Annotated in this window: 15 protein-coding genes; 7 read left to right on the top strand and 8 right to left on the bottom strand. The window is 70.3% G+C overall.

Annotated features, from left to right (window positions below; all coding sequences use genetic code 11):
• Positions 1 to 71: 71 nt before the first annotated feature.
• Positions 72 to 953: a GNAT family N-acetyltransferase gene (locus ABZ348_RS31465; RefSeq protein WP_358938863.1), complete on the bottom strand. Its 882-nt coding sequence runs from the start codon at positions 951 to 953 to the stop codon at positions 72 to 74.
• Positions 954 to 1,954: 1,001 nt separating this feature from the next.
• Between ABZ348_RS31465 and ABZ348_RS31460 the strand changes: the two genes are divergently transcribed.
• Both ABZ348_RS31460 and ABZ348_RS31455 read left to right on the top strand, forming a co-directional pair.
• Complete coding sequence (locus ABZ348_RS31460; protein ID WP_358938861.1) at positions 1,955 to 2,629, top strand: hypothetical protein; 675 nt, start codon at positions 1,955 to 1,957, stop codon at positions 2,627 to 2,629.
• Positions 2,630 to 2,878: 249 nt separating this feature from the next.
• Complete coding sequence (locus tag ABZ348_RS31455) at positions 2,879 to 4,051, top strand: acyl-CoA dehydrogenase family protein (RefSeq protein ID WP_358938859.1); 1,173 nt, start codon at positions 2,879 to 2,881, stop codon at positions 4,049 to 4,051.
• 453 nt (positions 4,052 to 4,504) lie between these two features.
• Here ABZ348_RS31455 and ABZ348_RS31450 read toward each other — a convergent pair whose 3' ends face one another.
• Positions 4,505 to 4,912 carry a hypothetical protein gene (locus ABZ348_RS31450; RefSeq protein WP_358938858.1) on the bottom strand — a complete coding sequence of 136 codons (408 nt, stop codon included), beginning with the start codon at positions 4,910 to 4,912 and terminating at the stop codon, positions 4,505 to 4,507.
• A 202-nt stretch (positions 4,913 to 5,114) separates the two neighbouring features.
• Between ABZ348_RS31450 and ABZ348_RS31445 the strand changes: the two genes are divergently transcribed.
• The 4 genes from ABZ348_RS31445 (at position 5,115) to fxsA (ending at position 9,337) form a co-directional block, all read left to right on the top strand.
• A complete protein-coding gene (locus ABZ348_RS31445) occupies positions 5,115 to 5,555 on the top strand; it encodes an Lrp/AsnC family transcriptional regulator (protein WP_358938856.1) in 441 nt (146 codons plus the stop codon).
• A gap of 22 nt (positions 5,556 to 5,577) precedes the next feature.
• On the top strand, positions 5,578 to 7,227 hold the full coding sequence (locus tag ABZ348_RS31440; protein WP_358938854.1) for an amidohydrolase: 1,650 nt from the start codon (positions 5,578 to 5,580) through the stop codon (positions 7,225 to 7,227).
• Positions 7,228 to 7,806: 579 nt separating this feature from the next.
• Positions 7,807 to 8,592 carry a polyprenol monophosphomannose synthase gene (locus ABZ348_RS31435; RefSeq protein WP_358938852.1) on the top strand — a complete coding sequence of 262 codons (786 nt, stop codon included), beginning with the start codon at positions 7,807 to 7,809 and terminating at the stop codon, positions 8,590 to 8,592.
• 127 nt (positions 8,593 to 8,719) lie between these two features.
• Positions 8,720 to 9,337, top strand: a complete 618-nt coding sequence (gene fxsA, locus ABZ348_RS31430; protein WP_358938850.1) for an FxsA family membrane protein — start codon at positions 8,720 to 8,722, stop codon at positions 9,335 to 9,337.
• A 257-nt stretch (positions 9,338 to 9,594) separates the two neighbouring features.
• Here fxsA and ABZ348_RS31425 read toward each other — a convergent pair whose 3' ends face one another.
• The 4 genes from ABZ348_RS31425 to ABZ348_RS31410 form a co-directional block, all read right to left on the bottom strand.
• The gene (locus tag ABZ348_RS31425; RefSeq protein WP_003959706.1) at positions 9,595 to 9,969 is read right to left on the bottom strand and encodes an RNA polymerase-binding protein RbpA; all 375 of its coding nucleotides are present in this window, start codon (positions 9,967 to 9,969) and stop codon (positions 9,595 to 9,597) included.
• Positions 9,970 to 10,236: 267 nt separating this feature from the next.
• Entirely contained in the window at positions 10,237 to 11,610 is a 1,374-nt protein-coding gene (locus ABZ348_RS31420) for an MFS transporter (RefSeq protein ID WP_358938848.1), read from the bottom strand.
• A 42-nt stretch (positions 11,611 to 11,652) separates the two neighbouring features.
• Positions 11,653 to 12,417, bottom strand: coding sequence for a glycerophosphodiester phosphodiesterase (locus ABZ348_RS31415; protein ID WP_358938846.1), 765 nt, complete (start codon positions 12,415 to 12,417; stop codon positions 11,653 to 11,655).
• Positions 12,414 to 13,184, bottom strand: a complete 771-nt coding sequence (locus ABZ348_RS31410; RefSeq protein WP_358938844.1) for a hypothetical protein — start codon at positions 13,182 to 13,184, stop codon at positions 12,414 to 12,416. The genes ABZ348_RS31415 and ABZ348_RS31410 overlap by 4 nt, the downstream gene beginning before the upstream one ends.
• Positions 13,185 to 13,281: 97 nt before the next feature.
• On the opposite strand from ABZ348_RS31410, the gene ABZ348_RS31405 reads away from it, so the two are divergent.
• Entirely contained in the window at positions 13,282 to 14,781 is a 1,500-nt protein-coding gene (locus ABZ348_RS31405) for a PLP-dependent aminotransferase family protein (RefSeq protein ID WP_358938843.1), read from the top strand.
• A 46-nt stretch (positions 14,782 to 14,827) separates the two neighbouring features.
• On the opposite strand, the gene ABZ348_RS31400 is transcribed toward ABZ348_RS31405, so the two are convergent.
• Both ABZ348_RS31400 and ABZ348_RS31395 read right to left on the bottom strand, forming a co-directional pair.
• Positions 14,828 to 16,369 (bottom strand): hypothetical protein, encoded by a 1,542-nt coding sequence (locus tag ABZ348_RS31400; protein WP_358938841.1) that lies wholly within the window; start codon positions 16,367 to 16,369, stop codon positions 14,828 to 14,830.
• A gap of 69 nt (positions 16,370 to 16,438) precedes the next feature.
• On the bottom strand, positions 16,439 to 16,633 hold the full coding sequence (locus ABZ348_RS31395; protein WP_329015719.1) for a hypothetical protein: 195 nt from the start codon (positions 16,631 to 16,633) through the stop codon (positions 16,439 to 16,441).
• Between the last annotated feature and the right edge of the window lie 191 nt (positions 16,634 to 16,824).

Genomic DNA, 16,824 nt, shown 5'->3' with positions numbered 1-16,824 from the left:
ATCTCGACGAGGGGCCCCGGACGGGCTGCCCGGGGACCTTGGGCCCGCACTGCCCGAGGCGGGTGCCTCCCTCAGAGGTCCAACTGGTACTCGAACGCCCGGTGGGTCGGTGCATAGCCGAGTGCGTCATTGATCCGACGCATGGGCGTGTTCGATTCGGCGGTGTCCGTCAGCAGCCCGCCGAGTCCCGGGTGGTCGGCTCGTGCCTGCCGGATCGACTCGGCCTTCATCCACCGGCCGAGCCCGCGCCCCCGGTGTTGCGGCAGGACACCCGTACCGTAGTGCTGAGCGTCGCCCCGGCCGTCGCCGGGCACCACGAGTTCGGTGAAGCCCACGATCCTGTTGCTGACCTCGTCCACGGCGGCGACGGTGCGCAGCAGATCGCCCCGCTCCTCGATCACTTCGGCAGCCGCGCGCACCCGGTCCACGTCCCACGCCACCGTGCCGTAGTCCGTGCTGTCCACCGGCATGTCGTCCATGGCACTGCGCGAGGCGGCGAAGCCCTCGGCCAACTCGTCGGGCACGCTGCCCAGCCACGACAGCAGCCGATAGCCGGGGCGCGGCTCCTCCACCTGCTCGGCGAGCGCGTCGATGTCGACGTGCGGCAGGGGCAGGCGGGCGAAGGTCAGCGACAGCACCCTGCGAAAGCCCCTGGCCGAGAGGAAGGCGTCGCCGGGCGAACCCGCGTCGGCCTGCGCCACGACGCTTCTGCGCTGCTCCTCCTTGGCCCGGGTCACGACCGCGTCCAGCAGTCGGGTTCCGATTCCCAGCCGGCGGTCGACGGGGTGGACATGCAGATCCAGCTCGGCCAGATGCCTCTGACCTGCTGGGGTGAACAGCCTGAGCGATGCGGATCCAACGGGGAACCCCGAGGTGTCGGAGGCGAGGAAGACCAGTCGGCGGCTGGCAGCCGGTGGGCCGGGGTCGGTGAGATGGGTGATCTGGAACGGCAAGGCATGTCTCCCGTGCGTGGGGGCGAGTACGGCTCTCCAGGTGCTCGTGATCCGTGGGAGGAGCCCGCGAAGCGGCCGGGGGGCGGTCGGCGACGCTGCCGAGATCCTCCGTCGGCCCAGGGCGGGAACAGAAACGAATTTCGGCGCAGGGCAGGGCGGCGCCGGACGTTCGCGGGTGTGGCGCGCTGCCTGCCGGACCGTTGTCACGGGCGGTGCCGGTCAACCGGGCACGTCTCGTCATGCGCAGGCGGTTGGCCGGGAGGTCAACCGCTACGGGGCCTTGGTTGGCATGGTTGCGACCGTACATTCCCCAGGGTGACGTTCCGCCCCGCAGGGGCGCTGCTCGACGCACCCGAGGGCGACGTCCGTGCCGTACGTCCCCGGGCGGTGGTGTCGGTGTTGCGCTTCGACTCCCCTACCGAACGGGAGCTCACCGCGAAAGCGCTGTTGAGCTGCTCTTTCCTTAAGGCCGTGCGGCCGTATCCGGCGATCGGCCTTCGGGAGCGGGCGCGCGGACAGTGGGGCGCGGACATCACGTCTCCTCGTGGGGGAGGGAGGGCCAGGCGGGGTGACCTTCGGCCGTCTGACGCATGGGTGGGAACGCGGTTGTACGCTGCCGCAAACGTTAGGAGGACTAGACCATTGGGTCAATGGTTTGGACCAATCACCGGGGTCGCTCTCGCACCCACGCCGCCCCTTTTTTCATGGACTCCCAGGGGTGTTCTGAGCCCACCGCCCGTGCCCACCGCCCGTCCCCGCGTACTCGCGCCTCCTCGGCCACCGGGCTGCCGGCCGCGTGTCAGCTCGCCCAACGCCACCGCTATGTTGAACAGTTGGGGTGGACGGGGGCCTCCGTACCCGTACGCCACCCCCGCCGATTCCGCCGCCGGACCTCATCGACGTTCGCTCGTTCCACCCCTTGACCAGACTCCGCGGGTTCAGCCCCGGCCACCGGGCTGTCCTCGGGCCAACTCGTGATTCACCGTGTCCCCGGAGAACCCATGAAGCTACGCATCACCGTCCACCAAGCGCGCATCGGACCACAGGAGTTCACCGTCATCCGGCCCGCCGGGCGGCTGCTCCACGCCGTGCTCATCGATCACGATCGACATCTGGGCGCCTATCTGGACGAGGAAGCCGCGCGGTACATCGGGGGGCTGTGGACACTCGCGGCGACATCACCGCGCTCCCTCATCCACCTGCCGCTCCGGGGCAACCCCAACCCCGCGCGACCACTGGGCGCACCCGGTACCCGCCAGTTGGACCTCGTCCTGCTCCACCGCTCCCTCCCGTTCGCCCCGTCGCACTGGCAGGAGGTGAACGGGCGGCTCGACCCGGGGCGGGTGCAGACGGTGACCCTCGCGTCGTCCGGCGCCGCCAGCCCCTTGCCGATGGGCCGAAGGAGTCGGCGCTCGCGCGAGAACGGGGACCACATCCATCAGCACCTCCAGGCCGAAACGCTCTTTCTGGGCGGAAGCGCCACGACCTTCAGGGCGAGCGCCCGCCACTTCCTGGACGTCGCGAGCCAAGGCCCCGGCCGTTCGGACGACCGACACCACCTCCCCCCTGCGCCCCGGCCCGAAGGCGCCCTGCTCGGCCCTGGACGCGAGCTGCGCCTGGAACACCGCGACGCCTGGCAGCCCTCGGGAGACCGACAGGCCCCCTGCCACTCCTGACCCACATCCGAAGCCGCCCGCCGATGCCCCGACAACTCCGGGCCTGGCGCGCTCGGAGTGTGATGGAGGGCGGCCCGGCGCACCCGTGACGGAACTGCGCTGATCGGGCATACTCAACCCGCCACCGCCGTCAGCAGCGCCTTTCCGTGATCCGGAGGGGCAGTACCGGCCTGGCAGCAAGACCGGCGAGGCGCGCATCACCCTTCGCGCGCGCCGCCGCAGCGCCCGTAGAGGGAGGAGAGCGCCGCAATGTCCGACCGCGCCCCGCAGCCGGTGGAACGTCAGCTGCCCACCGAGGAGTCCCGGGACCTGATCACCCTGGTGCGAGACATCGTCCAGCGGGAGATCGCCCCCCGCGCAGCCGATGAGGAGGAGGCGGGGCACTTCCCCCGCGAACTCTTCTCCCTCCTGTCGTCGTCAGGTCTCCTCGGCCTTCCGTACGACGGTGAGTACGGCGGCGGGGACCAGCCCTACGAGGTCTACCTCCAGGTCCTGGAGGAGCTCGCTGCGGCCCGGCTGACCGTGGGCCTCGGGGTCAGCGTCCACTCCCTGGCCTGTCACGCGCTTGCGGGGTACGGCACCAAGGAGCAGCAGGCGGACCGTCTCCCCGCGATGCTCGGCGGAGGACTGCTCGGTGCCTACTGCCTCTCCGAGCCCTCGTCCGGGTCCGACGCGGCCTCGCTGCGCACCAAGGCGGTGCGCGACGGCGACGACTGGGTGATCACGGGCACGAAGTCATGGATCACCCACGGCGGGATCGCCGACTTCTACACGGTCCTGGCCCGCACCGGTGAGAACGGCCCCCGGGGCATCACCGCGTTCCTGGTCCCCGGTGATGCCGAGGGGCTCAGTGCCGCGGTCCCCGAGAAGAAGATGGGCATGAAGGGCTCGCCCACCGCGCAACTCCACTTCGACGGTGTCCGAGTGCCCGACACGGGCCGCATCGGCAACGAGGGACAGGGCTTCGCGATCGCCTTGTCGGCACTCGACTCCGGGCGGCTGGGCATCGCCGCCTGTGCCATTGGCGTCGCCCAAGCCGCCTTGGACCAGGCGGTCGACTACGCTTCCGGTCGCCAGCAGTTCGGACGCCCCATCGCGGACTTCCAGGGGCTGCGCTTCCTCCTCGCCGACATGGCCACCCGCATCGAGGCGGGCCGTTCGCTCTACCTCGCCGCAGCCCGACTGCGCGACCAGCAGCGGCCCTTCTCGCGTCAGGCCGCCATGGCCAAGTTGTTCTGCACGGATGCGGCGATGAGCGTCACCACCGATGCCGTCCAGGTGCTCGGAGGCTACGGCTACACCCTCGACTTCCCGGTGGAGCGGTACATGCGCGAGGCGAAGGTGCTTCAGATCGTGGAGGGCACCAACCAGATCCAGCGCATGGTGATCGCCCGTCATCTGGTCGGCCCCGAGTCCCGCTGACCGTCCTGCGTTCCCTCTCGGCCCCGGCAGATCCTGTCGGGGCCGAGCCGTGAGCCCCGTCCCGTCCCTGTCTTGTTCGTGCGGCGTGCGGCGTGCGGCGTGCGTGTCGTGTCGTGTTTGTGTCGTGTTTGTGTCGTGTGAGTTGGGGACGCGACGGCCGGTGGGGCGGGCATTCGGGCGAACGACGTGACCCTGCACTCATCCGGGTGCACGGGGGCATGGGGTGCTCAGACGGGGGCAGGCTCGACGGGGCGAGGCGTTCACAACGAGCCGGCAGCGGACGGTGCCGCGGGCGGAGAGGAGCACGTCGGGGTGGAGCCGAGTTCATTGCGCGACCGGGCCCGAAGGCCCGTATCGACCGCTCCCACACCACGCCGGTCGGCCGCCATGGTGAAGGCACGTGTGGGGCAGGGAGCTACGGAGCAGAGACCGACGGGACGGTGAAGACCCGACTTAGGCCGCGCGGCTGCGCATCGGAGGCACGCGCACGGGGCGGGATCCCGGGCCACCGACGTGGGAGAAGGGCTGCATCCGCCAGTCGAGCCCTTGGGGCAGGGTCAGCAGGAGTCCCATCTCCTGCTCCTGGGCCACGAGGCTCTCGTCGGCGGGACGTGCTTGCGCTGCCGTACGGCCGGTGCCGGTGCACACGGTCAGTCCGAACGGGTTCCACGGGGTCGGGCACAGTGCGTGCTCCGGCAGTACGTCCTCGCCCGCCAGCAGGGCGATCGGCTGGACGCAGTCCGGGCAGATCACGCGGTACATCTCGAAGGTGTCGTACGCATCGAGCTCATCCGTCTCGCCCGGCTCAGCCGCATCGAGGGGCTCCGGTTGGTGACGGTTGATGTTCCTGACGTTCTGCATGGGATCTCCCCCTCGGGTGGGCCAATCAGGCACACGTGGCCTCGACCACAGCAAGCACTTCCCATCCGCGCGGGCGCATAACCATCCGGTCACGGCCGAGGGTGCATCAATTGTGTGGTGTTCGTCACATGGCGGCTCTCCGTGCCCTCCGGGATCGCATATGACTGTGCCGTAGCCGACCTGGGGAATTAGGTTGATCCGCATGGAGGAGCTGGATCGTCAGATCGTTGAATTGCTCGTCAAAGACGGGCGCATGAGCTACACCGACCTGGGCAAGGCCACGGGCCTGTCCACTTCCGCGGTGCATCAAAGAGTCCGCCGATTGGAGCAGCGTGGAGTCATCCGGGGCTATGTCGCCGTCGTCGATCCCGAGGCGGTGGGGCTGCCGTTGACCGCGTTCATCTCCGTCAAGCCCTTCGACCCGAGCGCCCCCGACGACATCTCCGAACGCCTGGCCGACGTGCCGGAGATCGAGGCGTGCCACAGCGTCGCGGGCGACGAGAACTACATCCTCAAGGTGCGGGTCTCCACGCCCCTGGATCTGGAGAACCTCCTCACCCGCATCCGTACCCTCGCCGGCGTCTCCACCCGCACCACGGTCGTCCTCTCCACTCCCTACGAAGCCCGTCCACCGCGCATCTGACGCCAGTGCCTAGGCTGGCCCCATGAGCGAGAGCACGACCGCCCCCGGCGCACAGCGCACCACCCTGCTGCGCGGCGGGGAAGTCCACAGCCCGGCCGACCCCTTCGCCACCGCGATGGTCATCGAGCGGGGCCACGTCGCCTGGGTGGGATCCGAAGGCGCCGCCGACGCCTTTGCCGATGGCGTCGACGAGGTCGTCCACCTCGAAGGCGCCTTGGTCACCCCCGCGTTCACCGACGCACACGTGCACACCACCGCCACCGGGCTCGCCCTCACCGGACTCGATCTGTCCGAGGCCGGCACCCTGTCCGACGCCCTGCGGCTGGTACGGGACCACAGCACCGCGCACCCCGCGGACAAGGTCCTCCTCGGCCACGGCTGGGACGCCGCACGCTGGCCCGAGCGGCGTCACCCCAGCCGCGCCGAACTCGACGCCGCCACCGGCGGCCGGCCCCTGTACCTGACCCGCATCGACGTGCACTCGGCCGTCGTCACCACCGCCCTGCTCGACCTCGTCCCCGAGGTCACGGGCCTGCCCGGCTACCGCCCCGACGAACCGCTCACCGCCGCCGCCCACCACGCCGTACGAGCCGCCGCCCACGAGGCAGTCAGTCCCGCGCAGCGCGCCGCGGCGCAGCGGGCCGCGCTGGAGCACGCGGCCTCCCTCGGCATCGGCACCCTCCACGAGTGCGCGGGCCCCGACATCTCCGACGAGGAGGACTTCACCGCCCTCCTCGCCCAGGCCGCCGAGGGAACGGGACCGCGGGTCGTCGGCTACTGGGCCGAGCGCATCGCGGATGCGAAGGGTGCTCAGCGCATCCGGGAACTCGGAGCCGTGGGCGCGGCGGGAGACCTGTTCGTCGACGGTTCCCTCGGTTCCCACACCGCCTGCCTACACGCCCCCTACGCCGACGCCGACGCCGACGCCCACACCGGCTCGGCGCACCTCGATGTGGCCACGGTCACCGCGCACGTGGTCGCGTGCACCGAGGCCGGCCTTCAGGCGGGATTCCACGCCATCGGCGACGCGGCGCTCACGACCGTGACGCAGGGGATGCGCGCCGCCGCCGAACTGGTGGGCCTCAACCGGGTCAGGGCCGCCCGCCACCGCGTCGAACACGCCGAGATGCTCACGCCCGAAACCATCGCAGCGTTCGCCGAGTTCGGTCTCACGGCATCCGTCCAACCCGCCTTCGACGCCGCGTGGGGCGGTGACGAGGGCATGTACGCGGAGCGACTCGGCGTCGAACGGGCACGCACGCTCAATCCGTTCGCCGCGCTGCTGCGCGCCGGAGTGCCCCTGGCGCTCGGCTCCGACAGCCCCGTCACCCCACTCGACCCATGGGGGACCGTCCGGGCCGCGGCCTTCCACCGCACGCCCGAGCACCGGATCTCGGTGCGCGCCGCCTTCACCGCGCACACCCGCGGCGGCTGGCGGGCCGCCGGCCGTGACGACGCCGGCGTCCTGGTGCCCGGAGCCCCGGCCGACTACGCCGTGTGGCGCACCGAGGAACTGGTGGTCCAGGCCCCCGACGACCGGGTGGCGCGCTGGTCCACCGATCCGCGCTCCGGCACCCCGGGGCTGCCCGATCTCACTCCCGGCCGTGAACTGCCGCACTGTCTGCGCACGGTGGTCTCCGGACGGACCGTGTTTAACCGGCCGAACGAGTGACGTACGGACATTTCGTACGGCGCGCTACTGTCCGTGACGTTCGGCCACGACCTGCGGATCTTCGGTATCGACTCGACTGAAATGGGCAAACCACGCAGATCGCACGACTGTTGACATGGAGCGCCCACGGGCGGGTAGGTTCGGCCGAGTCCACCACAGGACGTCCGGCCGGTGGGATCTCCACGCAGTCGCTGAACGCCGCTGGGCCAGGGGGCAGTGCGCCGCACCGGAGCACTGCCACTGGGAGCCAGGTCCAGCACCCGCGCCTCGGGGGCGAGGGAAGGTTTCAGCCGGTCGGCTGGTGCGACCCGGATGGGGTCCGGCGTTCAGTAGACAACGGCTCTCGGTCGACCCGCAGCCAGCGGGTCCCAGGCCGGCCCGAAGGACGCCGGGCCCCGATCCGCACCATTCGCGATACCGTCCCTGGGACCACCGGTGACACCTGCCGCCACCGGGCCGACCCGCACCGCTGAACCAGCACGACCTCGGGCACGACACCCCAGGTCCGTGCCGTCGTGAGCCGGCGCGGCGCGCTCGCTATGGTGGGGTCCTGTGCACGGACGTGAATAAGGGGCAGTAGTGAACGACGGCGCTAGGGACAGCGAAGCCCAGGGGAAGCGGTACGGGCCGCTCGGCAGATCCTTGGTGATCATTCCGACCTACAACGAGGCCGAGAACATCAAGAAGATCGTCTCCCGGGTGCGTGCCGCGGTACCCGATGCGGACGTCCTCGTCGCCGACGACAACAGCCCCGACGGCACCGGCAAGGTCGCCGATGAGATCGCCGCCGAAGAACCACAGGTGCAGGTCCTGCACCGGAAGGGGAAGGAGGGCCTCGGTGCCGCCTATCTCGCGGGCTTCGCCTGGGGCATGGAGCACGGTTACGGCGTACTCATCGAGATGGACGCCGACGGCTCCCACCAGCCCGAGGAACTGCCCCGGCTGCTGACCGCGCTCAAGGGCGCCGATCTGGTCCTCGGCTCGCGCTGGGTGCCGGGCGGTCGGGTGGTCAACTGGCCCAAGTACCGCGAGTTCATCTCCCGGGGCGGCAGCACCTACTCCCGGCTGCTCCTCGGCCTCTCCATCCGCGACGTCACGGGCGGCTACCGCGCCTTTCGCGTGGAGACGCTGAAGGGCCTCGGCCTCGACGAGGTCGCCTCGCAGGGCTACTGCTTCCAGGTCGACCTCGCCCGTCGCGCCGTGGCCGCCGGTTATCACGTGGTGGAGGTCCCCATCACCTTCGTCGAGCGGGAACTCGGCGACTCCAAGATGAATCGGAACATCGCCGTGGAGGCCCTCTGGCGCGTCGCCGGCTGGGGATTCAATGACCGGACCAACCGCCTGCGCGGTCGCAAGACCCTCTGACACCAGGAGCGGATCCAGTCGCCCCGGGGCGCGCGCGAACTGAACCCGCACCCTCCCTCCCGGAGGCAGTGATCCTCTTGATCACCCCCTTACGCCGCTTCGTCGAACCGCCAGGCACACTGGTGACATGACGATCGGCGCCACGCCCCCGACAGCCCCCAAGCGCTCCCGCGCCCGCAGTTTCGTTCCGCTCGCCCTGGCCGCCTGGCTGGTGCTGGAGATCTGGCTGCTGACCCTCGTAGCCGACGCGGCGGGCGGCCTGACCGTACTGGCCCTGCTCATCGGGGGCGGCATCCTGGGGGCCGCCGTCATCAAACGAGCGGGTCGACGGGCCTTCCGCAACCTCTCGGAGACCATCCAGCGTCAACAAGGCGGAGCCGTACAGCCGGGCGCCCCGGGCGATCCCGCCGGCAGGAGCGACGGCAACGGGTTCCTGATGCTCGGCGGACTGCTGATCATGCTGCCCGGGCTGATCTCCGACGTGCTCGGGCTGGTACTGCTCATTCCGCCCGTGCGGTCCGTCCTTCGCCGTTCGGTGGAGAAGTCGCTGGAGCGACGCGTGCGGGCCGCATCGCCCGGCACCCTCGGCGACGCCTTCCAGCAGGCGAGGATCCACCGGCCCGACGGCAAGGTCGTGCCCGGCGAGGTCGTCCGCGAGGACACGGGACAGTCGCAGCCCGGTCAGGGGCGCCCCGGCCCCGGCGATGCGGGCAGGTCCGGCCCCCAGCCTCCGCTGACCTCGTGAACGCGCCCTGCTGAGGAGCGGGCCTTCGTATCGACCTCAGCCGGACCCACCCCCTGGGCCCTTCTCAGCGGCGCTCATCCCCTGGGGCCCTCTCGTGAGGTCAGGGCACGGGAGGTCAGGGCGCCGGAGACGCAAGAGCCGCGAGGGAAACGCAAAGAGCCGCGGGCCGTGCCCACTCAGGGTGGAACACGAGCCAACGGCTCTTTGGTGCTTGATGTAGTTACTCGGTGCTGCGGTGGTACGCGATGCAGTGCAGGTCAGGCAGACTTACGGCTGTCCCGAGGATGCACGGCGATGTTCATGGCGCCGGAGCGAAGGACCGCCAGCCTTTCGGCCAGCACCTCCTCCAACTCCTCGCGGGTGCGCCGCTCCATGAGCATGTCCCAGTGCGTCCGCGCGGGCTTCCCCTTCTTCTCTTCGGGGCCGTCCCCGTCCACCAAGAGTGCTTGGGCGCCGCACGCCTTGCACTCCCACTCCGGCGGAATCTCTGCCTCGACCGAGAACGGCATCTCAAACCGATGTCCGTTCTGGCATGCGTACTCCACCGCCTGGCGCGGGGCCAGATCGATGCCGCGGTCCGTCTCGTAGCTGGTAACCACGAGGCGCGTGCCGCGGAGAGCTCGCTCACTCATGAATCGTGCCTCCCGGGCTTGTCGCCCACAGGACAGGTGTCGCTGTCGTCGTCATCCGGTCAACGTCCGGTCGGCCGTAAAGATTCCCGTTCCGGGTCATGCGTCGCCCGTCGTGCCGCTGCTTTCCCCTACGTTGGGGTACCCACCAGTGACCGGTTTGTCACATCTGACAGAAAGTGTCACCCGCAGATTTCACTTCCCCTTCTGCGCAGTAACGGTCCGCCTGGCAAGCCAAACGCGTACACTACCGCCCTTTCACTTCAACGTCTAAATCCGTTCCGGTACGGGATTGCCCGCTGCCACTACCGCACGTCGTACGGGTACCCGCGCCAGCAGGAAGAATCCCAGGGCGAAGAAGACCACCAACGAGATGATGGCCTGGCGATAGCTGCCGGTCAGCTGGTAGGCCAGTCCGAACACCAGCGGTCCGAGCCAGCTGAGCCCCCGGTCGCTCATTTCGTAGGCCGAGAAGTACTCCGCCTCCTTTCCACGGGGAACCAGATGGGAGAAGAGCGAGCGGGACAGTGCCTGGCTGCCGCCGAGCACCAAACCGATGCCCGCGGCCAGGACGAAGAACCACCCGGCTGAGCGCGCGGGCAGGAAGTACGCCGCGGCCAGGATGAGGGTCCAGACGGCGAGCGAGCCCATGATCGTTCGCTTCGCCCCGTGGGTTCTGGCGAGCCGGGCCATGCCCAGCGCGCCCACGACCGCGAGTATCTGGACCAGCAGCACCGCGGTGATCAGGGTCGACTGGTCGAGTCGCAGTTCCTCGGAACCGTAGATGGACGCCTGGGAGATCACGGTCTGCACCCCGTCGTTGTAGACGAGGTAGGCCAGGAGGAACGACAGCGTCAGCGGATATCTGCGCATGTCCTTGACGGTCGCGACGAGCTGCCGCCAACCGGAACCGACCGAGCCCTCCCCGCCGGGCGGGAGATGGCGGTCGCGCAGTCGGCGTAGCGGAATCAGTGTGAAGGCGCCCCACCACAACCCCGCCGACGCCAGACAGATCCGTACCGCCGATGACTCGGACAGGCCGAGTCCCTCGTGCCCCAGGTAGAGGGCGAGATTCAGCATCAGCACCAGGGCGCCCGAGGTGTAGCCGAACGCCCATCCGCGCGAGGAGACCGCGTCGCGCTCGGCGGGTTCGGCGATCTGGGGCAGATAGGCGTTGTAGAGCACCATCGAGACCGACAGCGCCGCATTGGCGACGATGAGCAGCAGCGCACCGAGGAGATAGCGCTCGCCGGAGAGGAAGAACATGCCCGTCGTCGCCGCCGCACCCACGTAGGCGGCGACTGCGAGCAGCGGCTTCTTCCGCCCGGTCCGGTCCGCCCAGGCGCCGGCGAGCGGCATCAGCACGACCGCGATGATCACCGACAGCGAGACGGAGTACGCGAACAGGGAGCCGGCCCGGACGGGGATGCCCAGGGGGTGCACAAATCCGTCCGCGTCCGCGGCCCGCTTGGCCACCGAGGTCAGATAGGGACCGAGGAACACGGTCACCACACTCGTCGAGTAGACGGAGCAGGCGAAGTCGTAGAAGTACCAGCCGTGTTGCTCGCGCCGTCGAGCGCGGGGATCGAGGGGATCGTCCGAGTCGGTCGACGTCTCGGTGCCGTCGGTGCTCCCCGTCGTCATCCGCGCCCCCTCACTGGTCTCCCCGATGCGGGACACACGGATTCAGGCCCAGGCCCCCCGGTCGTCCAGCACTCCGCGCAACGTCTCCAGATGATCGGTCATGATGCCATCCACACCCAGGTCGAGGAGGGTTCTCATCCGATCCGGGTCGTTCACCGTCCAGACGTGCACCTGGAGCCCACGGGCGTGGGCGGCGGTGACGAAGCGACGATCCACCACTGGTACCCGGCTCTGCGCCTCGGGAACCTGGACGCACACCGCCCCCGTACGAACGGGCGCGGGCAGTCCGAGGGAGGCCAGCCGCAGCCCCAGCACTCCGCGGACGCCGTACGAAGTGGCCAGTCGGGGACCTGCCAGGTCCACTGCCCGACACACCCGGCGCTCCGAGAAGGAGCCGATGCAGACCCTGTCCCAGGCGCCCGTCCGACGGACGAGGTCGATCAGGGGGCGGACCGCGGCCTCGGTCTTGACGTCCACGTTCCATCGGGCCTGTGGGAACTCCTCCAGCAACTCCTCGAAGAGCGGCACGGGCTCCCGTCCGTCCACCCGGGCGTGCCGCACCGCGCTCCACGGCAGCCGGGCTATCCGTCCCGTGGCGTCGGTGACGCGGTCCAGAGTCGTGTCGTGGAACGCGACAAGCCGCCCGTCGGCGGTGGTGTGGACATCGGTCTCGAAGTAGCGGTAGCCGAGCCCTGCCGCGCGACGGAAGGCGGCGGCCGTGTTCTCGATCCCGTCGGCCGCGCCGCCGCGATGGGCGAAGGCCAGCACCGAGGGGTGCTCAAGGTAGGGGTGGGGCGCTTCGGTCACCGTCGCAGTATCGCCCGCCGAGGTGAACGGGAGGCGACGACCACGGTCCCCGCGCCCGGTTGCGGGACGGCGAACAGTCGGAGGAACAGCTGTGCCAGCGGACCGATCGCCAGTGCGTAGGCGGCCGTCCCGATGCCCACCGAACCGCCCAGCAGGAAACCGGTGGCGACCACGGCCACCTCGATTCCCGTACGCACCAGTCGGATCGACCGTCCCGTGAGCCGGTGCAGTCCGGTCATCAGTCCGTCGCGCGGTCCGGGGCCGAAGCGGGCCGCGATGTAGAGGCCGGTCGCCATGCCGTTGAGCACGATGCCGGTGACCATCAGCGCGATCTGGGCCGGCAGCGCGTCGATGTCCGGCACGACGGCCAAGGTGGCGTCCATCGCCAGTCCGATGACCACCACGTTGGAGATGGTGCCGAGTCCCGGGCGCTGTCGGATCGGGATCCACAGCAGCAGCACCACGGCACCGACGATGATCGCCACCGTGCCGATCGTCAGTCCGGTCCGCTCGGAGACGCCCTGGTGCAGGACGTTCCACGGTTCGAGGCCGAGTCCCGCGCGTACGAGCAGGGCGGAACTGGCCCCGTACAGGACGAGTCCGACGTAGAGCTGCACCAGTCGGCGGGGGATCGAGGCCGGACGTCCGCCGGCGCCCTCCGCGTTCGAGCCGGCCCGTGCGGGCTTGCTTCCCCCGGCCGCTGCTCCGGAGCCGACGGGATCTATGGGCCCGACGGAACCTATGGGTCCGGCTGGATCTATGGACACGGTGGCCCCTCTGGAAGAAGTGGACTGACTCATGACACTCTGTGGCGGGGGAACTCTTGGCAACCATGGCCAATTCCAGGAAGGTGGACTGATTTCCATGACTCAGTGGACTTCAGCGGTGGGCGTGTCCCAGCTCGCCAGGCAACTGGCCGCGCAGCAGCCCCGGCCGGCCGGCCCCGGCACGCGGAAGCCCCCCGCCTACCGCGCGCTCGCCGATGGCATCCGACTGCTGGTCCTGGAGGGGCGCGTTCCGGTGGCTTCCCGGCTCCCTGCGGAACGCGAACTGGCCCTTGCGCTCTCCGTGAGCCGCACCACGGTAGCCGCCGCGTACGAGGCCCTGCGGACCGAGGGCTTCCTGGAGTCCCGCCGGGGTGCGGGCAGCTGGACGGCGGTGCCGGCCGGCAACCCCCTGCCGGCGCGCGGACTGGAGCCACTGCCCCCGGAGTCGCTCGGCTCCATGATCGACCTCGGTTGCGCGGCACTCCCGGCCCCCGAACCCTGGCTCACCCGCAGCGTCCAGGGCGCCCTCGAAGAGCTCCCTCCCTATGCGCACACCCACGGCGACTACCCGGCCGGCATCCCAGCCCTGCGCGAAATGCTCGCCGACCGCTACACCCAGCGCGGCATCCCCACCATGCCCGAGCAGATCATGGTCACCACCGGTGCCATGGGCGCGATGGACGCCATCTGCCATCTGTTCGCCGGCCGCGGCGAACGCATCGCCGTGGAGTCGCCCTCGTACGCCAACATCCTCCAGCTGATGCGGGAGGCGGGCGCCCGGTTGGTGCCGGTGGCGATGGAGGAAGGGCTCGGCGGCTGGGACCTGCCCCGCTGGAAGCAGGTCCTCCGGGACGCTGCGCCCCGGCTCGCCTATGTCGTGGCCGACTTCCACAACCCGACGGGCGCACTCGCCGACGAGGACCAGCGCCGCCGGCTCGTGGACGCCGCCCGGGCCGCCGGCACCGTACTGATCGTGGACGAGACCATGTCCGAGCTCCATCTCGAAGACGACCTGGAGATGCCCCGCGCCGCCTGCGCCTTCGACCCCGCCGGGAGCACGGTGATCACCGTCGGGTCGGCGAGCAAGGCGTTCTGGGCGGGCATGCGGATCGGCTGGGTCCGCGCGGCCCCCGACGTGATCCGATCCCTGGTCGCCGCGCGGGCCTACGCCGACCTCGGAACACCCGTCCTGGAACAGTTGGCGGTGCAGTGGCTGATGCGCACGGGCAACTGGGACGAGGCCGTGGCGGTGCGGCGCGCCCAGGCCCGGGAGAACCGCGATGCCCTGGTGGGTGCGGTGCGCAGGGAGTTGCCTTCGTGGGAGTTCGCGGTACCGCGGGGTGGGCTCACCCTGTGGGTGCGTACGGGCGGGCTCTCCGGATCCCGGCTCGCCGAGGTGGGCGAGCGCGTGGGGGTGCGGGTGCCGTCGGGGCCGCGGTTCGGGGTGGATGGTGCCTTCGAGGGCTTCGTACGACTGCCGTTCACGGTCGGCGGGGCGGTCGCGGACGAGGCGGCGGCACGACTCGCGGCGGCGGCGCGCCTGGTGGAGACGGGTGTCACCACGGGCACCGAAGCACCGCGGACCTTCGTCGCCTGACCCCTCGCGCGTCCGACGGACGGCAAGAGCTCTCGGGGTTCAGGGGCTAGCCCTCCGCCGGTGCCGTGACCGGTTCCGCGCGTTGGTGGTGTTCCGGTAGGAGGGCGAGCACCGCCTGCCGGTGCGCGTCACTTGTCGTACCGTCGAACGGATCGGGCGTCGCCGGCACCTGGACACGCAGCACCGGCCCGCCCCCGAGCCGCGCATAGCCCCTCCCCGGGGGTACGTCGGGGGTCGGTGTGGTGGGTGGGATCGTGCCGAGGACGGCCTCGATCTCGTCGAAGCCGGCCGGCCCGAGGACGACCCGGGCACGCGTGTGGGAGCACACGGTCTCGCTGAGGGTCTCCAGGCTGTCGAACTGCTCGGCCACCACCACGGTGATGCTGGCGCCCCGGCCGTGCCGCAGCGGAACCGTGAGGAGTTCCTGGGGGTCCGGACGCCCGTCGGCCGCGGCCAGGTGCCCGAGGACACTGGGCCGGTCCACCAGGATCCACAGCGGTCGGCCGATGTCATCCGGCAGGGGATGACCGGCCTGGCGGGCGCGGTCCGCGGCGACGAGTCGTCGCTCGGTCTCCTGGACGGCCCACTGGAGGGTGTCGAGCGCCCCGCTCAGGCCGCATTCGACGGCGAGGACTCCGGGACGCCCCCGGAGACAGGCGTACTCGCCGGCCCCCGCGCCCTCCACGATCAGGACGTCTCCGTACGGCAGTGCCTGGAGGGCGATGGACCGCAGCAGATTGGTGGTCCCGCTGCCCGGGCCGCCGATCGCCAGGAGGTGCGGTTCGGTGGACCGGGAGCCGGTGCGCCAGATCACGGGTGGTGCGTCGCGCGTCTCGTCCCCGTCCACCACGGGCACGGTGCGCTGCACGGCGCCCGGGTCGGTGAAACCCAGCACCGTCTCACCGGGGACGGTGATGAACCGCTGGGCCGCGATCGAGGTGGAGAGCGCAGGCAGCACATTCATCAGCAGTTCGTTGCCCTCCTCGTCCCAGACGAAGCGGTACTCGCGTCCGCGGCCCGACTTGGCGTGCACCACCTGCTCGACGCGGGCGCGGGACTCGTCCTCGCCGTCGGTGAAGTACGCGGGGTAGCTGATGCGGACCCCGGTCAGCCGGCCGTCGTCGTCGAAGGCGTAGTCGTGGAAGACCTCGGTCCAGGCACCGCCGTGGGCGTAGCGGGGCGCTGGGTCGTCGGCCGTCGAGAAGTAGGGCACGAGTGCCTCGTACAGCGCGGTGAGCCGACCGGCCTCGGCTTCGTCGGGGCCGGTCTTGACCGTGCTGCTCCCTCGCCCCTGCCAGGCCGCCGCGGCCATGACCGAGACGAGGGCCATGGCCGGTCCGTAGGGGACGAGCGCGACCGCCAGCCCGCACCCCGCGACCACCAGGAGGGTGGGACCTCGTTTGTCCTTGGGGGTCGCGCTCCACTTACGTCGGGCCAACCCCGCCAGCTTCCCCAGACCGCGCGAGACGACGATCAACGGGTGGAGGACGTCGGTGGCGCTGTCGGCGGCCGTGCGGGCGATCTCCCGGCTGCGGGTGATCCGCGCGGATCCGCTGCTGAGGATGCGGGGGAGCGGTCGCCGGGCCACGTCGTTCTCCTGGGGGTGCTGGGGTGGGGGATACGGGGATCAGCCGGGGGTACGGGTCGGGCGGCGAGGTCAGAACTTGATTCCGCCGAGCAGGCTCGCGAGGCTCTGGCTTCCGGCCTCGATGCTCGGGGCGATGGCGGTGCCCGCGAGGAAGAAGCCGAAGAGGGCGCAGACGACGGCGTGGGACGCCTTGAGGCCGTCCTTGCGGAAGAAGAGGAAGACGATGATCGCGAGCAGCACCACACCTGACATGGAAAGGATCATGAGGTTCTCCTGGTCGAAGGGGACAGTCACCACGAGTTCTTCCAACCTCACAGGAAGTATCTATGCGATAAAAGGTGTAAATGGGTGAAAAACCCTGAATTTCACTGCACTGGCGGAGAGCGCACGCTCTCCCGAGGGGCACACTCCGCCGTCAGCGGGCACAGTGCCCGGGCGACGACCCACAGGCGCCC

The sequence above is a fragment of the Streptomyces sp. NPDC005963 genome, assembly GCF_040638655.1.
Classification (GTDB): domain Bacteria; phylum Actinomycetota; class Actinomycetes; order Streptomycetales; family Streptomycetaceae; genus Streptomyces.
Note: the sequence above shows the minus strand (reverse complement) of the source record. Positions and strands in the feature narration are given on the sequence as shown.

What these genes read in the sequence shown, in the direction of transcription:
- ABZ348_RS31460 (WP_358938861.1), top strand. Translation starts at nt 1,955, where the DNA reads ATGAAGCTACGCATCACCGTCCACCAAGCGCGCATCGGACCACAGGAG.
- ABZ348_RS31455 (WP_358938859.1), top strand. Translation starts at nt 2,879, where the DNA reads ATGTCCGACCGCGCCCCGCAGCCGGTGGAACGTCAGCTGCCCACCGAG.
- ABZ348_RS31450 (WP_358938858.1), bottom strand. Translation starts at nt 4,912, where the DNA reads ATGCAGAACGTCAGGAACATCAACCGTCACCAACCGGAGCCCCTCGAT.
- ABZ348_RS31445 (WP_358938856.1), top strand. Translation starts at nt 5,115, where the DNA reads ATGGAGGAGCTGGATCGTCAGATCGTTGAATTGCTCGTCAAAGACGGG.
- ABZ348_RS31440 (WP_358938854.1), top strand. Translation starts at nt 5,578, where the DNA reads ATGAGCGAGAGCACGACCGCCCCCGGCGCACAGCGCACCACCCTGCTG.
- fxsA (WP_358938850.1), top strand. Translation starts at nt 8,720, where the DNA reads ATGACGATCGGCGCCACGCCCCCGACAGCCCCCAAGCGCTCCCGCGCC.
- ABZ348_RS31425 (WP_003959706.1), bottom strand. Translation starts at nt 9,969, where the DNA reads ATGAGTGAGCGAGCTCTCCGCGGCACGCGCCTCGTGGTTACCAGCTAC.
- ABZ348_RS31420 (WP_358938848.1), bottom strand. Translation starts at nt 11,610, where the DNA reads ATGACGACGGGGAGCACCGACGGCACCGAGACGTCGACCGACTCGGAC.
- ABZ348_RS31405 (WP_358938843.1), top strand. Translation starts at nt 13,282, where the DNA reads ATGACTCAGTGGACTTCAGCGGTGGGCGTGTCCCAGCTCGCCAGGCAA.
- ABZ348_RS31395 (WP_329015719.1), bottom strand. Translation starts at nt 16,633, where the DNA reads ATGATCCTTTCCATGTCAGGTGTGGTGCTGCTCGCGATCATCGTCTTC.